Below are 18,652 nucleotides of genomic sequence, written 5' to 3'. Positions count from 1 at the left end.
TAGTAGTGTTTCCTCTTAGTGTAGCATGTTTATAATTTGTCTGGAAGAAAATAAACTATGAATCTTATTTTTTCTTCTATTTTTAGTACTTAATTCGTCAATTTTCTTATCTTAATAAGTCCTGCCCTAATCAAAACGAATGCCTCAGTTATGAGACATTCGCATTCGTTAAAGAAGTCTAAATCTAGGACGTCGGGATCATGGTATGTATTCTCAGTGTAGTTAGGTATTCAGCTATCTGCTCAAGTAAACTATAGAAATTGTAATGGAAATAATCATTGCCATTGCACCGAAAATCTTAGCTCTAATAGGGATCTTCCTGTTGTGTTGCCAATCTTTAATGATAACACCGAAAAATTTGTGATTAACTAACCAATCATGAAGGAACTGTGAGCTTTTCGCAAAAGCTATTGCTGAAAACAAAACCAAAGGTACTGTTGGAATTAAAGGAAGAAAAATGCCAATAAAGCCTATGGTTAACGATAAAAGTCCACAGGTTAGCCAGAAAAATCTAATCAAATGATTTCCCCCTTGCGCAAGCCCGTAATGCAAATGACAAAAAGAAGTTCTGTTAACTTAATAGCCCCAATTATAACTTGCAAATCTTTATATAAGTAGTGGGATATATTTGCAACTCCTGCGATGGCAGTCCCTGTAGAGGCGGATTGCGGAAGATCACAGCTCAATTACATGTTCAGTTAAATATATGTAAGAATCTATTCAAGAAGGCTATAATTCATAGTGGACAAAAACTAGATTTTTAGTCATGAAAAGGGAAAACGCGAACTATCAAGACAGGATGTGCAGAAGCGGAAAGCTGGCAAGAAGTAATATTTCAAATAACAGAAGTCTTCTTTCAGATTGTTTGCTTCCAAAGCTTAAATAATCTCCAGTAATCGAGTCTAAAATATCCATCTGATTTGATAAAGCGGTATATCTTTCATTGAGCTCAAAATACTCACTCAGTTTATCAAATATTTGTCTTGATTCAATGGTTTTTTTAAACTCAGAGGGTCTGTCAAGAAGCCTTATACTTTCAATGCTTCTGTACTTAAACCGGATGCTTTTGGCAAGAGTTGAAGCTACCTTTTTGCTATTTGCGCTTAGATGCCCCTTATTTAGTTGCATTATGAAAGTACCCGCCTCATCTAAAACCTCTGAAAGCTCGGTTTCAATCTTGTAAAGTTCGGTGGATTTTGCTAAAACCGTCGCAGCTATATCATCCACGTACTGCTGATAAGGGAATTTTACCTCATCGCCTTCCCACAGGTTTACATACGCTTCTCTTGAAAGGACCATCTCATGGTTCTCATTAAATTTAGATAGCAATTCATAATCTAAATCAACGAACAGCGTCCTCAAATATTCAAGAAAAATAGCGATCTCATCTTGATTGAAGTTTATAAAGGTAATACACCCATATTTGTATAAGTACACTGCCTTGTTTTCCGAAGCATATTTTAGGATCTTTTCAATATCTGCGCTGTCGAATTTAATATATTCCTTCCACCCTACGTCCTGCCTTAATCTAATAAATAAGGCTATCTGCGCAAGCGGAAGTCTTGTTGCTACTTTGTAAGTATTAAGAATTACTTTATCCATATCTACACCTGTATTCACCTAATTAAATCAAACACCATAAGCACAACTTCAATGACAATCAACAGAACAATCACCCACTCAACAAACAATCCGCGTATTGAATGGCTTATGGATGCCAACCCGTCAATAATACTCTTCAAGATTTCAGTCTTGCTTTTTATCACCTCATACCGGTCATTTAGCTCGAAAAACTCTGACATCTTTTCGTAAAAATCTGCTGCATCACTATTAATCCAAGTAATGTCGGGTTTGTCAAGAATCATGATATACGCAATGGTATTGTATTCATGCCGGACAACCCTCGAAGTTGTCTTGGCAAGTTCTTTGTTTCCAATATTTAATTTGCCCTTTTCCAAATTATCAATTTTGCTTTCAAGATCATCCAGAATTTTGCCCAGCTTTTCTTCTATCCTCTCAAGCGCCACAGATTTAGCAATCACCATTGAAATCAGCTGTGGGTGAAACAACGCCATATTTGGAATCTGAACATAGCGGTCTGTAAACTCAATTTCTTCGCCTTCAACGGGATGAAGTATATAGTCTTCCTGAAACCTGTCATAACGTGCGATATCGATATCTGACTTTATACCTTTTAGATAGCGCATCAATATTTCTGTATGCTGTTTGGTCGAGTTAATAAAAACAATACTCCCAAAAGAAAAAACTAGGATCTTCTCTTCTTCCTCGGGTTCCTCTCCAATAATTATGCCAAGAACTTCGTCCTGGAGGAGCAGAGGCTCCTCCCATGTATATTTTTTCCTGATGTTGCATTCTACGGCAATCTTATTAAGATCGATTTCATTTGTCACTGCAAAAGCTTTAAACTTTAAGTCATTCATAGGATTCCCTTAACTTTCTGTGTAATATCTAGCAACAAAAAATAGATACTTGTAGTATATACAGTAAAAAGATTTTTCTACTACCTTTATACGCACCTGTTACATTAAGGCAACTTCATTGAGTCCACTTTCATAAATATTTCGAATCATAACCTCGATCTCTGGGTCTTGGATGGATAAATCCTTGATCTCGTAGAGCTCTGAGATCTGGCTAATTAATTGAGATGCACTCATCACGTCACGGTTAAACTGCAACCATTTACGCTTTCCTTCTTGTTTGATCACTTCTGCCCCATTGACAGAAAAACCGTTTGTATCCTCTTCTAGATCAATGATCAAAACGCGCTCCTTACCAAACCGGTCTTTGATCTTTGCTAATTCTCCATCATACATTACACGGCCATGATCAATTAAAATCATTCGCTGACAAAGCTTTTCGATATCCGACATGTCATGGGTCGTGAGAATGACAGTAACCCCTCTCTCCTGGTTAATTTCCCGGATAAAACTCCGCATTCGTTCCTTAGCCACCACATCTAAGCCAATCGTCGGCTCATCGAGAAATAGAATCGCAGGATCATGGAGTAAGGAAGCAGCGATGTCTGCCCGCATTCTTTGACCCAGTGACAATTGCCGGACAGGTGTTTGAAGAAACTCCTCCAGCCCTAAGATGTCCGAAAACCGGGCCATATTTTTCCGGTACTGCTCATTAGGAATTTGAAATACCTGCCGTAAGAGTTCAAAGGATTCAATAGTCGGTAAATCCCACCAAAGTTGCGTTCTCTGCCCAAAGACCACCCCGATTTGCCGCGCGTTTTTTTGGCGTTCCTTAAAGGGTATCAACCCATTGACTAGGATATCGCCGGAAGTCGGCACGAGAATCCCTGTCAGCATCTTAATAGTTGTGGACTTGCCAGCTCCGTTTGGACCGATGTACCCGACAATCTCCCCTTTGCTCACTGCAAAGGAAATATCTTGAACAGCCAGTTTAGTCGTGTATTCTCTGTGAAACAGGCTCCGTAGAGCTCCATATATTCCCTCTTGGCGTTTAGCAATTTGAAATTCCTTGGAGAGATGGTTAACTTCAATTAAACTCATGAGATATGATGTCCTCCCTAACCCTATAAATCTATCCTTATGAACCAGCACTTTTATAGCGATTTAACCCCAACATCCAAAGTTGAAAACAGAGCCAGAAGAAAACAGCTCCCACCAAACTACTGAAGAATCCCCAGTAGGGCGAATAGATACCCCTTGTTTTCCCCAATAAAAGAAGAGCCGGCAGATAGTTGACAAAGGCAAAGGGAAGAACGAAGGTCACCAGTACCTGCACGACCCGCGGATAGATGGAAAGTGGATAGTTCATGAGGCTTTTAGCTGGCCACATAATGACCCAGTAAAGACGCTCCGAGCGAGTGGTCCAAAAGGCCATTGCCGATATCACAATTAACAGGCCTCCTTGAATGAGAGTCCCTCCAATCACTGCCCCAAGGAAAACAAACCATTGCCAGACGTTCCAGTGAAGATCCAACTGGTTGTAGGCCATCGCCACCGCAATGATACTAAAGAGAAATTGACCAAAGGCACCTACGTCAAATTTCATAGCCATAAAATGAAAAAAGGGATGGATTGGCCTAACCAAAAATCGATCAAAGGTCCCTTGAACAATGAATTGATCCAGCATTCGAAAATGAAAGAAAAAAACGACACAAACTCCCCAAGATAACACCGAAAGGGCAAACAAAAAGAGGAGTTCCCAGAAACTCCAGCCCTCGATGGCCCCAAAGGAATAGAGCAAAACCCACATCGTAATGGCAGTCCCTGCATAGGTCATGGCCCAACCTAGAATATTCATGACGAAGGCATAACGATATTGAAGCTGGGTTCGAATGCTAACCCCAATCATATAAAAATACATTTTCATTCCTCTTAGCCAATTCTGAAGCATAAACTACCCTCCCTGAATAACAATTTTCATGGATGCCTTAGCCCAGACATAACGAAGTATCGCAAAACATAAAACTAACCAGCCGATCTGGGTAAAGAGGGCCATCAGCAGAGCATGCCCACTTAATTGTCCTACAAAGATGGAATTTGGCACATAGTAAATTCCTTGAAAGGGTAAGTAACGAGCCACTTGTTCGAGCCAATCCGGGAAAAACCACAGAGGAACCACTGAACCTGAAAACAAAGAGATTGAGAAATAGAAGATATCCTCTACGCCTCCGGTTTCGACCAACCAAAAAGTAAACAGACCGAAGGTCAGCTCGATACAGTAGCGGATAAAATAACCTAGAGTTGCAGAAAGGATAAATAAGCCCCACTGTAAAAACGTAGTCGGCAATACGGGGCTTAAGATAAGAAAAATTATCGTATAAAGAGGTAACACGGCTGTAAGAAAATAAAAGAATATACTCCCGAAATCGGTAAAGAGCATACGCAGAGGATAATCATAGGGTCTGAGCATCTCGATAGCAATATCCCCTGTACGCACCCGTTCTTGAATCTCCCACAGAGGAGTCCCTGCACCATGGATTCCCTGAAGAGCTTGGCTTACTAAGATATAGCTCAACATCGAATGGAAGGTGACACTTTCTACCGACCCTCTTCCCTGATAAAGCGCATACCAAATAAACCCCCACATACAGAGCATAATTACATTTCCCAGAATTCTCGTCCAAGCATCAAAGCGATACGCCGCTGCCCTTTGAAAGGATTTACGAGTAAACACCCCATACATCCTTAATGATCCGATCATGTTACTTCACCACCAATATATCTTGGAGAAATTTCTTAACTTATTTTGCCTCACTCGGGATTAAATAGCAAGTTTCCCAAGTCCCAGCCAACTGGAGAAGCCTTATTAAACACAAGGCTATGCAACGGAACTGGGAAGGTAATTGATAAATGGTCAAAAAAACAGGACAGCTAAGGCTGCCCTGCATCATCTTTGCTTTTTTTGTGATTCATCATTATTCTCCCCGACGTATAAAGGTTCCAACCCAACATCGGCAAGTATTGTTTCAATTATACACTTTTCCTGTGCAGTCATACTATCCCTCCTGATATCTTAATGTTCTGAATATTCAATATAGAGTGTCACTACATTATTGTAACCTAAGAAGGATTACATATAAAGCGAAATGTTTGTCATAATTTGTAATATACTTGTATACATTTAGGTGCACTATGTCTCTATCCAGACCATTGGCAAGCCTGCTCATAACTCCACGTATTTTGAAAGTAAGGGTTTCGAGCTCTATCGGGTAAGTATGCTAGTTGCAACGTTCATATCTTATTATATAGTTCATATCTCGTATTGTTACTGTTAAAACGCGGTAAAATTACTTACTCCACTTGGCACTTTTAAGTGTGGTATTCAACACACATCTCCACCGCAAAGGACTTACTGCCACTTAACGCTGATTAAATAATACAATAACAAAATCATTTCTTTTTATATAAGTGTTGAATATGATGCTATTAAAGATATTGATAGAGGGGGGTTGAACTAATGATTGACCGTGATATTCTTAATAAAAAATGTCCAAAGTGCAGTGGCCTTGGCAGAACCGTGAACCCAGCATGGTATCCTCTCTGGAATATGTGCAATGATCTTGAGGTTTCATTTCAAATTTTAAAGTCTAACGAAGAACTGGCTGAACCCATCTTCTACATTTGTAAAGAATGTAATGGCACGGGAAAATTACTCCCAAAGGAAGTGAAAGAACTTTTGGAGTATATTCTTTCGTAATTATGGACGGTATGAATTTATTCCGACCTTCGCGATGGAGAAGTCAGTCGAAGTCATCCTTAAATCATAGACTTGTACGCAATTGATTAGTAACAGAGCCTCACCACCTCCTATGGTTAAGACGATTCCTTTCATGTACGGAACACATTCGGAAGACCGGGACGGTTCTCAATTCCATCAATGGAACTAAGAACCGTCCCTCGTGCATTAATCGCACCTCACATTACTTAGCCTTTCTTAACAATAGCACTAAGCCAATATTCATTGATTTTTTCTTCTCTTACATCAGCTGTTTTATATAATTCAAGAATTGTCAGCCTTGGAATGGCAGATAACATTTTACTAAAGGATCTTTCATCATAGCAATTAAATATTCTGTCGTCCTTTTCATAAACTTTGTCGCCATACTTAAAGGACATAAAAAGTACACCTTCCTCGCTAAGCATAGTGGCTAGCTTTTGCAGTGTGTCTATGATCAATCCTCTGTCAACATGCAAGAGGGATGCTGAAGCCCATATGCCATTAAACATAACATCGAACTTGACATCTTCAAATTTAGCCTGCTGGACAGACAATCCAGTTAGTTCAGAGCTCAATCTTACCATTTCCGCCGACGCATCAAAGGCACGTACATTGTATCCTTTATTGAGAAAATATAGACTGTCTCTGCCCGAGCCACAGCCCGCATCTAGAATACGGCTCTCAGGAAGCAGGTATTCCTCAAATCTTCTGTAGTGTTCGCTCATATCCACATTTACTGTATTCTTATAAAATTCTTGGGCGTTTTTGTTATAGAAATCAACCGTCGAATTAATCATTTTGCTAAACTCCTTAAAGATGACTCCTGTTCAGCATTCCTGTTTGTTTTCGAAAACTGAACTAATGCAACCCCGCCTAAAATTACGACCGCGGAAATGAACACCTTCGGTGAGACTGGCTCGCCTAGAATCACCGCGCCTAAGATAACTCCGACAACTGGATTAACGTAAGCATAAGTGCCGGCTTTTGAGGCCGGCCATTTTTGTAAGATATAGATATAGGAACTGTAACCAAGGAGAGAACCGAACACGATCAAATAGGCCAGTGCTCCAAGACCTTTGCTGGTTAGATGGATATTATTTGCCTCTCCCATAAAGAGCCCTACGATGGTCAAACCAATCCCGCCAGCGAACATTTGCAAACCAATATTGACAATCATGGTTCCCGGTGCCTTAAATGTTTTCGAATAAACGGAGCCTAGTGACCATGAAAGAGCTCCCAGCAAAAGTATTATTCCGCCTGAAACATCAATTATTTTCGTATCAGAACTCGTCAAGACCAAAAGAGCAACCCCGAAAAACCCTAGGAATAACCCGAGCCACCCCTTCAGACCTATCCTTGGACCATTGGGCAGGAATCGCTCTAGAATCGCATTGAACATTGGGACAACCGCAAAAAGAAGTGCTGCAACACCTGAATAAACCCATTGTTCCGCCCAAACAACGAGCCCGTTACCACCCAGCAGAAATAAACCAACAATTGCCTGTCTCCGTACGTCTGTAAAATCTCCAGGAAACTTGTGCCCTTTATAATAAGCATAGAATAACACCAAAGACCCTGCAATCAAGAACCTTATACCTGCGAATAACGCTGGCGGAAAGTCACTTACTCCAATTCTAATCGCCAGAAACGTCGACCCCCATAAGATGCAAACCGCTATGTATGCCAGAATTACTGTCGTCTCTTCTCTTTTTGCCATAAGCTCATCTCTCTCTATAAAATTGCTAAAAAGTCATCGCTACCGATTCTTGCAATAATTTCCGTTTCTCTGAAGCTATTTTCAAAATATTCACTACCCTACATATTAGTCTATCCCCTTCAAAATGTCCAAAGATGTTGACTTATGCACGAGTAAATCATAAAAGTCACTGTCCTTTAGGTCAATCCGAAACATGCATTGACCTAAAATGTGTTAGCATGAAAATCGGACCGAAATAAAGAGTGGTCGAGGATTATGAATCCTTGACCACTCTTTATTTCGGTCCTCTCTTACTCTATGGGCTCGTTGTTTAATCCCTATCCCCTGTTTTTTATAGCTAATCCTTTTATAAAATTTCTAGCGTATTTATCACCACACTCTTTATAATGCTTATGGCCCTCTTTTCTTAATAGTGCGCTTAATTCTCCTTTTGTCAGAATAACTCCAGTCTCCTTTAATATATCAATCACATCATCACTTGTTAGTGATAGCGCTATTTTCAATTTCTTAAGCAATATATTATTAGGATTTTCACTATTTTTTAGTACTGGTATTTCTGGTTGCCCTGGTTTGGGATCTTGTTTCCCTCTTTTAAATATTATTAAGCCATTTAAAAATGACTCTAGCATCCTGTTATTGCATTTAATATTCTCTTCTTTTTCTTCTATTTCGTCATAATCGTCAACTGCATTATTGTAACGGTAAGTGTCTTTCGATTTAATGAGCAATTTCCTCACTTCTTCTACTGTTAGTTCAACGTCACCAAGTTTAAATATCTTTACCATATCTATATCTCTTATATTTAATGCGTATCTTAATCTAATTAATATATCATTATTATCCATTATAATCCCCCTAAAAGATCTTTCCTATGGTTGTTATATAAAAAGCACACCCTCATAACCGACGTTACCACTGGATTGTTAATACAAGCAATCTGAACTATTGAAGGAAATGTCCTTAAATCGTTCAGTAGATTTAACCTTAGATGGGATAATACCACAAAGAAAAATAAAAAACAATCTCATAGCAGGTTCAACCTAGCTGGTGCTGTCTATCCCTGATCCCTTTATTAGTATTTCTTAGGGATCATGATCCAGAACATATTTCAAAAAATATTCCTGCATATAATAACCTCGTTGTGTGCTTATAAGTTACAACCATTTTACAAGTAGATAATTGGATTTGACACTCATTTCTCCCACCTATTGTTCATACCCCACTTCTTTGATCGGGACTGTAATAGCAAAACCCCCTCCTGCAGCTGTTGAAAGTCTACAGAAGGAGGCCTATTCTTTTAAGGTTGGTTTTCTACCTAAGCAACGAATCAATTTTCTCTTTTATCTTTTCAGCTTCTTGAACAAAGCTTTCGCTTAGATCAAATAGGTTTTTGCCACGAAAATCAGCGTCTACAACAACGGGATCATAGGGAAAATGCCCTAAAATCGGCAGAAAGTCAATCTCTTGTTCAAGCTCAGCCAATTGCCCCTCATGCACTTTGTTAACGACGGCATAAACATTTTGAACCCCTAGGTCATTGGCAAGTTTTACTATTGCATGGGCAGTTTCAATACTGCGTCGTCCAGGTTCCACCACAACAATAAAGGCATCCACACCCCTGGCAGTCCCCCGTCCAAAATGCTCAAGTCCTGCTTCCATATCCAGAATAGCAATTTCATTTCTTTCCAGGACAATATGATCCAAGAGACTTTTTAAGAGGGTATTTTCCGGGCAGGCACAGCCCGTTCCTCCTTGGGTAATCGACCCCATCCGTAAAAGTTTAATTCCCCGATATTCAGCAACATAGGTATCCGGAATGTCCTCCACCTGAGGATTAAGGCTGTAAATGGCTCCAATCGTACCCGGTTCTGCTCCGGTACGTTCTTTGATAAGTTTTCGCTCTTCAGAAATAGGGGTTAGATTTGCCAACAATTCTGGAGGAAAGCCTAGAGCCGTTCCTAAATTGGCATCAGGGTCAGCATCTACCGCCAGAACTCTCTGTCCATCTCGAGCGTAAAGATAGCATAATAGTGATGACAACGTCGTTTTACCCACGCCACCTTTACCAGAGATCGCAATCTTAATGCTTTTTTCCCTCATATACTCACCCCTTACTTTATCAATAGTAGGCTCCCACTTCTACATGTGGGAGTGAGAGCCCCGTTAGTCTGTTTCGTCAATTTGTTAATGAGTTCATCAATCCTGAAACTCCCTCTTTTATAAGTGGGTGTTCCTTATTTTGCTGCACTTTCCGTGGTTTCCGGGCAAACAAGTCCCAAAGCCTTACGTTTCTGAATAATACGAGCAATCATTGTTTGGGCAGCCTGAATGGGGTCTGCTTCGTAAATTAGTTTTCCCCCGAAAAGCTCATCGGTAGTCACGGGGAACTCGCCTTTATTAGCTGTAAGGGCTTGTTCAACAAGAGGGGAACCTGTAATTGGTGCATTAACCCCGATGTGAACATCCACTCCCTGAGCAATAAAGAAGGTTCCAATGGATAAGGCTTTGGGACTATGATTTTCAGGACTGGAGCCTGCCACAGGTAATTCTCTCACAGCCACACCCAATCTATCCGCTAGAGCAACCAGCAAATCGTCAATTCTTGAATTATCAACACAACTCCCCATATGAAGAGCCGGAGGTAAAGCCGGCAAACCGTTTGCTTGCCCAATGGCTGTCAGAACATTGGCCAGTTTTTCTCCGCAATACTGCAATCCAGCGGGAGACAGTAAGCCATTTTTCCCTAAGGAGTGAGCTGAACATCCAGAAGCAACGATTAAAACATTATTCCTCATAAGTTCTTTGGCCACTTCCGTATTAGCCCAGTCTTGTTTTACTTTAGGATTTGTGCATCCCACAATAGCAACGACACCTAAGATGTCACCTTTTGCGATGGCTTCTATCAGAGGGAGTAAGGGGTCTGCCCCATTTAACGTAGCCAAAAGCTCAACAATCTGCTCAACAGAAAAACCTGCATAGGCTTCTACGGTACCCGCTGGAATCTTGACTTTAGATTGGTCTCTCTCCGGATAGTGGGCAAGAGCACGACGGACAATCTCCTCTCCCATTTTATCCGCCTCTTCCGGTGTCCAGTCTACATGACTTGCTCCTTCGATCTTAATATTTGGCAATGTGGAAATGAGTTCTGTATGATAGCAATCTGCTACTTGAGCCAGGCCAGGCATGATACATTGAGCATCTACGACCATGGCCTCTAAGGCACCGGTAATAATCGCCAGTTCCTGACTTGCATAGTTAGTCGCTACGGAAACTCCTTGACGCATTAAAAGTTCATTGGCACTGCAACAAATCCCTACAATGTTAATTCCTTTAGCCCCTAATGCTTTGGCCTCATTATTTAATTTTCGGCTCCACTCTAGAACTTTTTCAGAGACCATGGGAATATGACCGTGAACGGCAATATTGACATAATCCTCTTTAATTACTCCCATCCTGTATTGGGTTTTGACAAGCCGTGGAGTACCAAACAAAATATCCTGGAGATCTGTAGAAAGATGCAATCCATCATATCCTTCGACTAATCCCATTTTCATAATCCCCAGCAAAAGGCTAACAGGATCGCTCTCACAGCCCATAGCTGTTTTATTGATGGCATTGGCTATTTCTAAGTGAGCGTTGGAGGGCAATATATTCAGTTTTTCCCAAGTTTCAATCGATTTATCTTGGGCCCTAAGACGCAGCCAGTGGGAAACGCCGGATTGTTGCTGAAAATCTTGTAAAGCAATTAAAGCAACCTCCTGGGCTAATTTATCTAACTCTACCCCATCAACCGTCAATCCCAGTTTCTTGGCAATACTGATAAGTTTTTCTTTCCCCTTAATTTCATAGGGAGCTTTCCCTTCGGCAGCTTCTAAAAGGGTGTGGAGTATTTCCCGAGCATGTTCTACGTGGGGAGTCGTGCCTTCCACAATCAGGGACAGTAAATTACGCGCTACAATCTGGTCTGCTGTAGCCCCACAAACTCCACGTTTTACCCCTTTATTCCCATTAAAGGTCACTCGGCAGGGCCCTTGAAGACAACGGCGGCAGCAGACACCCGTTAACCCAAATTTACAATGAGGTTCTTGCTCCTTCGCCCTTTGAAAAGCTGTCTCAATATTTTCCTGCTCAGCTTTTACTAATAATTCCTGTACCCCAGTATCCATAGTAAGATCAGTAATTAATACTTGTCTTGACATCTTATCCTCTCCTTGTCGAAAAAGTTTCTCTTCTCTGACAATCATCTTAGGGCATTACAAATAAAAAAACCATCAAATATCTGACGGTTTTCATACTCTTTCGACAATATTAATTTATTCTGTTCTTCCTCCCAATTCTTGCAACTTTAGCAAATCCAGCAAAAACACTGTCTTGCGATTTCGTCTGATAACCCCATCTCTTTCCCATCGATTCAAGAGCATTGAAGCAGTCTGCCGAGAACTCCCAACGGCAAGGGCAATATCCTCCACCGATAAACCTAGATTAATAAACGTGCCCTCTTGTCCAACAACTCCTTTTTCCTTAGCTGCATCCAGTAAAAAACGAGCAAGACGTTTATCGATATCAAGGAACGCCAGATTTTCAATGATACGAAGTGTATTCCCTAAGCTATCTCCCAAAGCCTTAACCATACTAATGAGGATGGTAGGATTATTAAGCATAAAAAGGTGAAAAGCCTGAGCATTGATTGCCAAAATCTTGGTAGCTTCTCTCGCTTCGGCGAAAGTCTTTGAATGACTGCTATAAATATCACCTTGTTCCAAAAAAGCGATGGTAAATTCTTTTCCATCCGGATAGGCGAGATAAATCCGGACTGTACCTTCCAGCACAATCATGATGAAATTATCTTTGCTATCTGGTTCAAAGATACGTTTATTCTTTTTATAATCTCTTTTCTGAGCATTGCCTTGTAGGATTTCCAGTTGTTCATCGCTTAAAGCTCTTAAAAGCGGGATTTCCCTCAGTTCATTTAAATTCATGATAGACAGAACTCCTAGCGTATTTAATTACTCAAGTATCACTTGAATTAATTATATCACACAGGATATACGCTTCACCAACCTCACAAGTCTTGATGTATCATTAGCATCCATTCAACCTAAAAAGCCGCTAGTTGATGTAGGTAAAGGATTAGATCGAGATAAGCAAAAGAGTGACCACAGGTTGGTCACTCTTTTGCTTTGTTACCCTTATAGGAACTTCTTAATTTAATGCTTTCCGTCAATCCTGCATGCCACGGCTTGATCAAAGGTATCCTTAGATAGGATGTCCGGATACTGCCTCTTATGTCGTCTTAGCCAGATATTGGCATACGAACAGGTGGCCGTAGCTTTAAATCCTTCTTTCCTAAAATACTCAGCTACTACTTCCATCATCTGCCCAGCAACCCCATGACCTCTCAAAACAGGATTAACATAGGTATGATCTATATTCACCTCTCCATTTTCTTTGCGAATGAAAGTAGTCTCACACAACAATTCGCCTTTTTCATCGGTGCTATAAATACGTCCCTTTTCATAGTTCCAATTCATGTCTTTCCTCCAATTTGTGACTTGATTGATACTTATCACTCAAACAAGCTTATCAAAATTCTGCACATGTCAATATTCTTACTTATATATGTTTAACTATCTTTACCAAAGTAAAGTAAAGTAAAGTATATAAAACCCTCGGGTAGGGTTGCTATATAGTAAGTCTAATGTATGATGGATACGAAACAACCAATTATTCAGGGTAGGACAGCATGAGTAATTAAAATTGACTATTGCCTGATCAATTTAGTGTGGCAAAGATACCGATATTAAACGATTGGCTAGGTGAAATGAATGGACAGAAAAGAATTCTCGAATAAAGTTTATGAGATTGTTAAAGATATCCCCTTCGGCAAGGTTGCCACATATGGAATGATTGCCATGTTATCGGGTTACCCACGACGTTCAAGAATGGTTGGGCAAGCACTGCATAATTCCCCAGATTCCCTCAACATCCCTTGCCATCGGGTTGTAAACCACCAAGGTCGTTTGACTCCCGGATGGACAGATCAAAAACAACTCCTGTCCAATGAAGGTATTCACTTAAAGGAAAACGAGTGCGTGGATTTGAAAAAATACTTGTGGGACATAGCTTTAATATTTTTTTAGCACTTTAATATTATCATGTCTTAAGGACGAAACCCATGCATTGTTTATAAGAAAAGAGTTTCTTTATACACCAACTCCTGAGCCATTGTGTCTCAGTGTTTTTTTTATATTTAAAACCTAATTATCTATACTTTCTGTTAATATTTCTCTTTACTTATATTTCATCCTAGTTTATAATTATTATAACATAAATATTATTCTTTACCAATTATTATTGCACTTCTCCTATATACCATAACATTTTACTGTCGAATCCGGTAGACTTATTTAGTAATTTACAGCACATTGAGAAAGTCAACAAGTGTACTAGTCAACACTTGTTTATATAAACTTGTATTCTCTTTAGATTTAACCTTGTGATAGAAAAAATCCATTATTATATTAGAGGAGGGGATTTTATGTCGTCTTATTTTGAAGCTGTAAAAACACAATTTAAGGATCGGAAAGTGGCCTTTTTAGTAATCATCTTCACTGTAGCAAGACTAATTTATGGATGGGCATGGGTAGAATCCGCATCTCACAAGTTAGTTTGGTTTTCTGATGGTAAACTTAATTCGGCTGGGAAAATTGAAAGTCTCGTTACTAACATAGCAGGCCCAAAGGTTTCTAGTTTCGATCCACTTTACATTAACAAAGGATTTTCTTGGGTTGCACAAAATATCTTTCTAGGTATGCCAGGAGTCACTGATACCTTAGTTGTAATTTTTGAAATTTTAGTAGGTCTATCAATGCTGCTAGGATTTCGGATATTCTGGTTTGCTCTTATAGCAATGTTTATGAATGTACAGTTCCTAGCTGGTGGATCATTTAATAATTTCGGCTATATTTGGACTAACTTAGGATTTTTGAAGTTTGCTCAATATGCTGAGCTTCTAGGAGTAGGTGGATTCCTGAAACATAAAAAAAATAAGGAATTATTAAGCGAGTGTAAGCGGGAATTATCAACTACTTAAGGAACGCAAATAGTCAATCTCGCAGTACCCTCTAATTTTACCAACGGGAAGAGCTAGTTCCTGAACAAATTCTAATTTACATCGCTTGAGCTTGGAAAAGGTTAGACAATTTGACGCCCCTCATAGGGGCGTCAAATTTGTCTATATTGAGTTACCAGCTTGGGGTTTTTAACACTCGAGATTTAAAATCGACTATTTTTAATTGCTTACATATCTCATTGCCGAGTTACTTGATTCAAGTGGGATAAAAGTATGCCCTCTAAGTCTTGCATCCGATCGCTTCTTTGGCTTATCCGTTTCCGAGGAAGATGTGGGCCCTGCAAACAATCTTCCTCAATTATCTTCCCATTCTGCCCATGGAATCTCCATTTTTCTTGCGTTGTTTACTACATCTAGCAATAGATTTATGCCACTCGATTTTTTCTCGGATGTAGCCGGCTTTATCATCAGAAAACTTAGCTTCCTTTTTAAGCTTCAGGTAGCTATCCCAGCGTTCCTGTGGAAGCTCACCCTTTACAAGCACTGATTTTATTGCACAGCCAGGTTCATTATTGTGCTTGCAATCATAAAACTTACATCTACCAAGAAATCTTTCGACATCACCAAACGCTTCTCCCAAGCCAACGCTGACGTCCCACATACCAAGCTCACGCATACCTGGTGTATCGATAATCATAACACCGCTGTTTAGCATGATTAGTTGACGGTGGGTAGTGGTGTGGCGACCTTTAGAGTCATCCTCACGAATAGAATTCACAGTCATGATTTCCTTTCTCGCGAGTGCATTAACAAGGCTTGATTTTCCAACCCCGGATGAGCCTAACAAAACCATGGTTTTGCGTGGTTTAAGATAAGCACTTAATCCGGAAAGTCCATAGCCTGTTTTTGTACTGATGGCATAGACTGCTGTGCCCGCAGCAATTTTTTCAATTGCTCGAACCTGTTCGGGAAAATCTTCCCCTAAATCAGCTTTAGTTAGAATTATTATAGGAATCCCTCCGCTTTGCCAGGAAAGCGTGAGATATCGTTCAATTCGTTTAACATTTAAATCCATATTGAGGGAAGCCATGATGAACACATAATCAAAGTTAGCAGCGACAGCCTGCTCACCACGTCCGGGAGTTGGATCTCTTCTAGAAAAGAACGATTTTCGCTCTAAGGTTTTCGTTATTAAACTATCACCACTGTTGTTATATTGAATCAGAACAAAATCACCTGTTGTGGGAAAGGTCTCATTTCCTCGACCGTAATAAATGCTTGTCTTGGGCTTTGCATAGGTTATCCCATATTCACAGGCTATTTCATACCGTTCTTTATGCACAGCCGTTATTCTAGCCGGAATAAAGCTAGTATCTTCCTTGGTCATTGTTGGTATAAAACCATAATCTATTAAATTAATCATAACTAATCCTCCTCATATTCTATCACTACATCGTGCCCTTTTTCTAGTTGGTGTCTGGCCTTGCGGTTTTCCACAGTATCAAAAATAATCGAAAAATCATAATCCTCAGGGTAAAGTTCGCTTGCAGGAATAAAAAGCTTAATCCGCTTGTGATTAATAAGCTGCTTCTTATCTTTTATCTGTACTCCAAGCTCGCCTCTTTCATTGGTCCTCTTGTAAATAATACCAAGCAACTTTTGAGGGTAAACCCTTACACTGTCGCCTATATTAAAGCTTTCGCTCCGTGAGGGTGATTTTTCCTTCGGAATTTCTTTTTGAATTTTGCTGTTAGAAACAGGATCTATCTTAGGATTATCCTCATCAACCAGAATAGTTGGTATATCTCTTGACACAGAGGATCGACCGCCATATGCTTCTTTTTGTGCTCGCTTCAGCATATGCCCCGGAAATCCTAATCTTTGTGCAATGTATAAGGCACAGCTTTCTCCGGCCTCACCAATTTGTAGCTTGTATAAAGGCTGTAAGTTTTCGCGATCAAATTCCATTCGTGCATTCATAAGTCCTTTTGTGTTCTTGGCAAAATCCTTTATCTCTGGGTAATGAGTGGTGGCAACAAAAAGACAGCCTCTCTGATTTAATTCAGCTAAAATTGCAATTGCCAGTCCCATTCCCTCAGCAGGATCTGTACCGGAGCCTAACTCATCAAGCAAAACAAGGCTTTCGCTTGATACGCCTTTTAGAATAGCTACAATATTTTGGATATGGGATGAAAAAGTGGATAGATTTTCGGAAATACTTTGCCCATCACCGATATCGCAGAAAATGCTGTTGTGCATACAAAATACGCTGCCATCCGACACAGGAACATGAAGTCCACTTTGTGCCATAATTGACAGTAAGCCAATGGTTTTTAAGGCAACGGTTTTTCCGCCTGTATTCGGCCCAGTTATCACAACACCGTTAATGGCGTCATCACCCAGATCCCCTCGGATTTCAAAATCAAGAGGAACGCATAGGTCTGGCTTCAATAAAGGGTGTCTTCCCTGCTTTATGATGATTTTTCGTTCCGTTGTAATGGACACAGGAACTGCTTTCATCTCTATAGACAGCTTTGCCTTGGCAAATATAAAGTCCAATGTTTCCATGCAGTCCTTGTTTATTCTCAACTCATTAATATGCTCTTCAACAAGTACGGTAAGGGTGTATAATATTTTTCTAATCTCATTATCTTCATCAATTTGTAAAACCGCCAATTCCTCCTGCAGCTTTCTCACTGCAGTAGGCTCAATAAAACAGGTGCTGCCTGTGCTTGAAGTATCAATGACTGTTCCGCTTAACTGATTTTTATAGCCCTTTTTAACCGGCAATACAAACCGACCATTACGGATGGTGACATATCCATCTGTGAACCATTCCTTTTTACTGCGAAGTATACCATCAAGCTTTATTTTCACGGCAGATTTTGTGTTCTCTATTTTTCTGCGTATATCTCGAAGGACAGGAGAAGCACCATCGTCAACCGCTTCATTTCTGATACAGCGCTCAATTTCCTCAAAAAGCAGATCCAGCTGACTGAAAGAATTACCATAAAACGCTATATCCGCATTGAAAGCTTCAGCCTTTTTAAGATATTTCTTCATTCTTTTGCATGAAGAAATAAAACCACAGATACTTGTGAGCTGTTCAGGGGGCAGCATAGAGCCTTTCACTGTTAGATCCAAAATTTTATCAAGCTCTTTCATTGATGCCAGGGGCGGCGTGCCTATACCCTCTAAAATTTTGCGCGCCTCTGTTGTTTCCTGCATTTTGGATTTGCACTCTCTCTCACTTAAAAATGGTCTTAGTAAGAGCAATTTTTCCATTGCCTTTTGGGATAGTGCGTGTTCGGCTAAAGTTACAAGTATAATATTAAATTCCAGTGTATTGTTTGCGTTCATCAAAAATCCTCCTTATAACAATGAAAATGCCCACAAGAGAGATTACCTTATTTTTAGGATCATTTAATTCCCAAAAATACGCAGAATACTCCTGTGGGCAATGATTTTAACTGACGGATAAAATCACATAACGCTATTGAGAAAAATAAATAGAGTGCAACAGGACATGCCTGTTACACTCTACAAAACTAAACGATAATAATCGCATAGTTCAATGTCAGCTTTGTTGACCTTATCGACAAAGGTTGACACTGCTATAACTCAAATGGTTATTGTAGGAAGTAATC

At 40.0% G+C, this 18,652-nt stretch carries 19 protein-coding genes; 3 read left to right on the top strand and 16 right to left on the bottom strand.

All coding sequences use genetic code 11. From position 1 onward, the window contains the following. Window positions 1–234: 234 nt before the first annotated feature. The 7 genes from BUB11_RS15800 to BUB11_RS15775 all read right to left on the bottom strand — a co-directional run bounded on the left by BUB11_RS15800 (window position 235) and on the right by BUB11_RS15775 (window position 5,199). Complete coding sequence (locus BUB11_RS15800) at window positions 235–519, bottom strand: YbaN family protein (RefSeq protein WP_073030714.1); 285 nt, start codon at window positions 517–519, stop codon at window positions 235–237. Beyond that, window positions 516–686: a hypothetical protein gene (locus tag BUB11_RS27595; protein WP_159436945.1), complete on the bottom strand. Its 171-nt coding sequence runs from the start codon at window positions 684–686 to the stop codon at window positions 516–518. The genes BUB11_RS15800 and BUB11_RS27595 overlap by 4 nt, the downstream gene beginning before the upstream one ends. Before the next feature lie 103 nt (window positions 687–789). After that, window positions 790–1,620, bottom strand: coding sequence for an RMD1 family protein (locus BUB11_RS15795; RefSeq protein ID WP_242947570.1), 831 nt, complete (start codon window positions 1,618–1,620; stop codon window positions 790–792). Further along, window positions 1,617–2,441: an RMD1 family protein gene (locus BUB11_RS15790; protein WP_073030713.1), complete on the bottom strand. Its 825-nt coding sequence runs from the start codon at window positions 2,439–2,441 to the stop codon at window positions 1,617–1,619. Before BUB11_RS15790 ends, BUB11_RS15795 begins: the two co-directional genes overlap by 4 nt. Window positions 2,442–2,540: 99 nt before the next feature. After that, on the bottom strand, window positions 2,541–3,539 hold the full coding sequence (locus tag BUB11_RS15785) for an ABC transporter ATP-binding protein (protein ID WP_073030712.1): 999 nt from the start codon (window positions 3,537–3,539) through the stop codon (window positions 2,541–2,543). Between the two features lie 37 nt (window positions 3,540–3,576). Next, window positions 3,577–4,389 (bottom strand): ABC transporter permease, encoded by an 813-nt coding sequence (locus tag BUB11_RS15780; protein WP_073030711.1) that lies wholly within the window; start codon window positions 4,387–4,389, stop codon window positions 3,577–3,579. Window positions 4,390–4,392: 3 nt separating this feature from the next. Beyond that, window positions 4,393–5,199, bottom strand: a complete 807-nt coding sequence (locus BUB11_RS15775) for an ABC transporter permease (RefSeq protein ID WP_073030710.1) — start codon at window positions 5,197–5,199, stop codon at window positions 4,393–4,395. Between the two features lie 756 nt (window positions 5,200–5,955). Here BUB11_RS15775 and BUB11_RS15770 point away from each other — a divergent pair. Next, a complete protein-coding gene (locus BUB11_RS15770) occupies window positions 5,956–6,195 on the top strand; it encodes a hypothetical protein (RefSeq protein ID WP_073030709.1) in 240 nt (79 codons plus the stop codon). A 227-nt stretch (window positions 6,196–6,422) separates the two neighbouring features. Here the strand turns inward: BUB11_RS15770 and BUB11_RS15765 are convergent, their stop codons facing one another. The 7 genes from BUB11_RS15765 to BUB11_RS15735 form a co-directional block, all read right to left on the bottom strand. Further along, on the bottom strand, window positions 6,423–7,013 hold the full coding sequence (locus tag BUB11_RS15765) for a class I SAM-dependent methyltransferase (RefSeq protein WP_084110329.1): 591 nt from the start codon (window positions 7,011–7,013) through the stop codon (window positions 6,423–6,425). Beyond that, complete coding sequence (locus BUB11_RS15760; RefSeq protein ID WP_073030708.1) at window positions 7,010–7,933, bottom strand: EamA family transporter; 924 nt, start codon at window positions 7,931–7,933, stop codon at window positions 7,010–7,012. The genes BUB11_RS15765 and BUB11_RS15760 overlap by 4 nt, the downstream gene beginning before the upstream one ends. 317 nt (window positions 7,934–8,250) lie before the next feature. Next, complete coding sequence (locus BUB11_RS15755; RefSeq protein ID WP_200797932.1) at window positions 8,251–8,778, bottom strand: YehS family protein; 528 nt, start codon at window positions 8,776–8,778, stop codon at window positions 8,251–8,253. Window positions 8,779–9,244: 466 nt separating this feature from the next. Continuing rightward, window positions 9,245–10,033, bottom strand: a complete 789-nt coding sequence (locus BUB11_RS15750; RefSeq protein ID WP_073030706.1) for an ATP-binding protein — start codon at window positions 10,031–10,033, stop codon at window positions 9,245–9,247. A 134-nt stretch (window positions 10,034–10,167) separates the two neighbouring features. Beyond that, the gene (cooS, locus tag BUB11_RS15745; RefSeq protein ID WP_073030705.1) at window positions 10,168–12,132 is read right to left on the bottom strand and encodes an anaerobic carbon-monoxide dehydrogenase catalytic subunit; all 1,965 of its coding nucleotides are present in this window, start codon (window positions 12,130–12,132) and stop codon (window positions 10,168–10,170) included. A gap of 114 nt (window positions 12,133–12,246) precedes the next feature. Continuing rightward, the gene (locus tag BUB11_RS15740) at window positions 12,247–12,912 is read right to left on the bottom strand and encodes a Crp/Fnr family transcriptional regulator (RefSeq protein ID WP_073030704.1); all 666 of its coding nucleotides are present in this window, start codon (window positions 12,910–12,912) and stop codon (window positions 12,247–12,249) included. A gap of 228 nt (window positions 12,913–13,140) precedes the next feature. Then, entirely contained in the window at window positions 13,141–13,464 is a 324-nt protein-coding gene (locus tag BUB11_RS15735; protein WP_073030703.1) for a GNAT family N-acetyltransferase, read from the bottom strand. 294 nt (window positions 13,465–13,758) lie between these two features. Here BUB11_RS15735 and BUB11_RS15730 point away from each other — a divergent pair, with 294 nt between their 5' ends. Beyond that, window positions 13,759–14,073 (top strand): MGMT family protein, encoded by a 315-nt coding sequence (locus BUB11_RS15730; RefSeq protein WP_073030702.1) that lies wholly within the window; start codon window positions 13,759–13,761, stop codon window positions 14,071–14,073. Window positions 14,074–14,471: 398 nt separating this feature from the next. Next, window positions 14,472–15,026 carry a DoxX family protein gene (locus BUB11_RS15725; RefSeq protein WP_073030701.1) on the top strand — a complete coding sequence of 185 codons (555 nt, stop codon included), beginning with the start codon at window positions 14,472–14,474 and terminating at the stop codon, window positions 15,024–15,026. Between the two features lie 337 nt (window positions 15,027–15,363). Here BUB11_RS15725 and rsgA read toward each other — a convergent pair whose 3' ends face one another. Together rsgA and BUB11_RS15715 are read right to left on the bottom strand one after the other, a co-directional pair. After that, a complete protein-coding gene (gene rsgA / locus BUB11_RS15720; RefSeq protein WP_242947569.1) occupies window positions 15,364–16,428 on the bottom strand; it encodes a ribosome small subunit-dependent GTPase A in 1,065 nt (354 codons plus the stop codon). A gap of 2 nt (window positions 16,429–16,430) precedes the next feature. Beyond that, window positions 16,431–18,365, bottom strand: coding sequence for an endonuclease MutS2 (locus BUB11_RS15715; RefSeq protein WP_073030700.1), 1,935 nt, complete (start codon window positions 18,363–18,365; stop codon window positions 16,431–16,433). Window positions 18,366–18,652 lie beyond the last annotated feature (287 nt).

Origin of the sequence: Desulfosporosinus lacus DSM 15449 (genome assembly GCF_900129935.1) — a bacterium.
In the GTDB taxonomy this organism is placed as follows: domain Bacteria; phylum Bacillota; class Desulfitobacteriia; order Desulfitobacteriales; family Desulfitobacteriaceae; genus Desulfosporosinus; species Desulfosporosinus lacus.
This window is presented reverse-complemented; position numbering and strand designations above follow the sequence as displayed.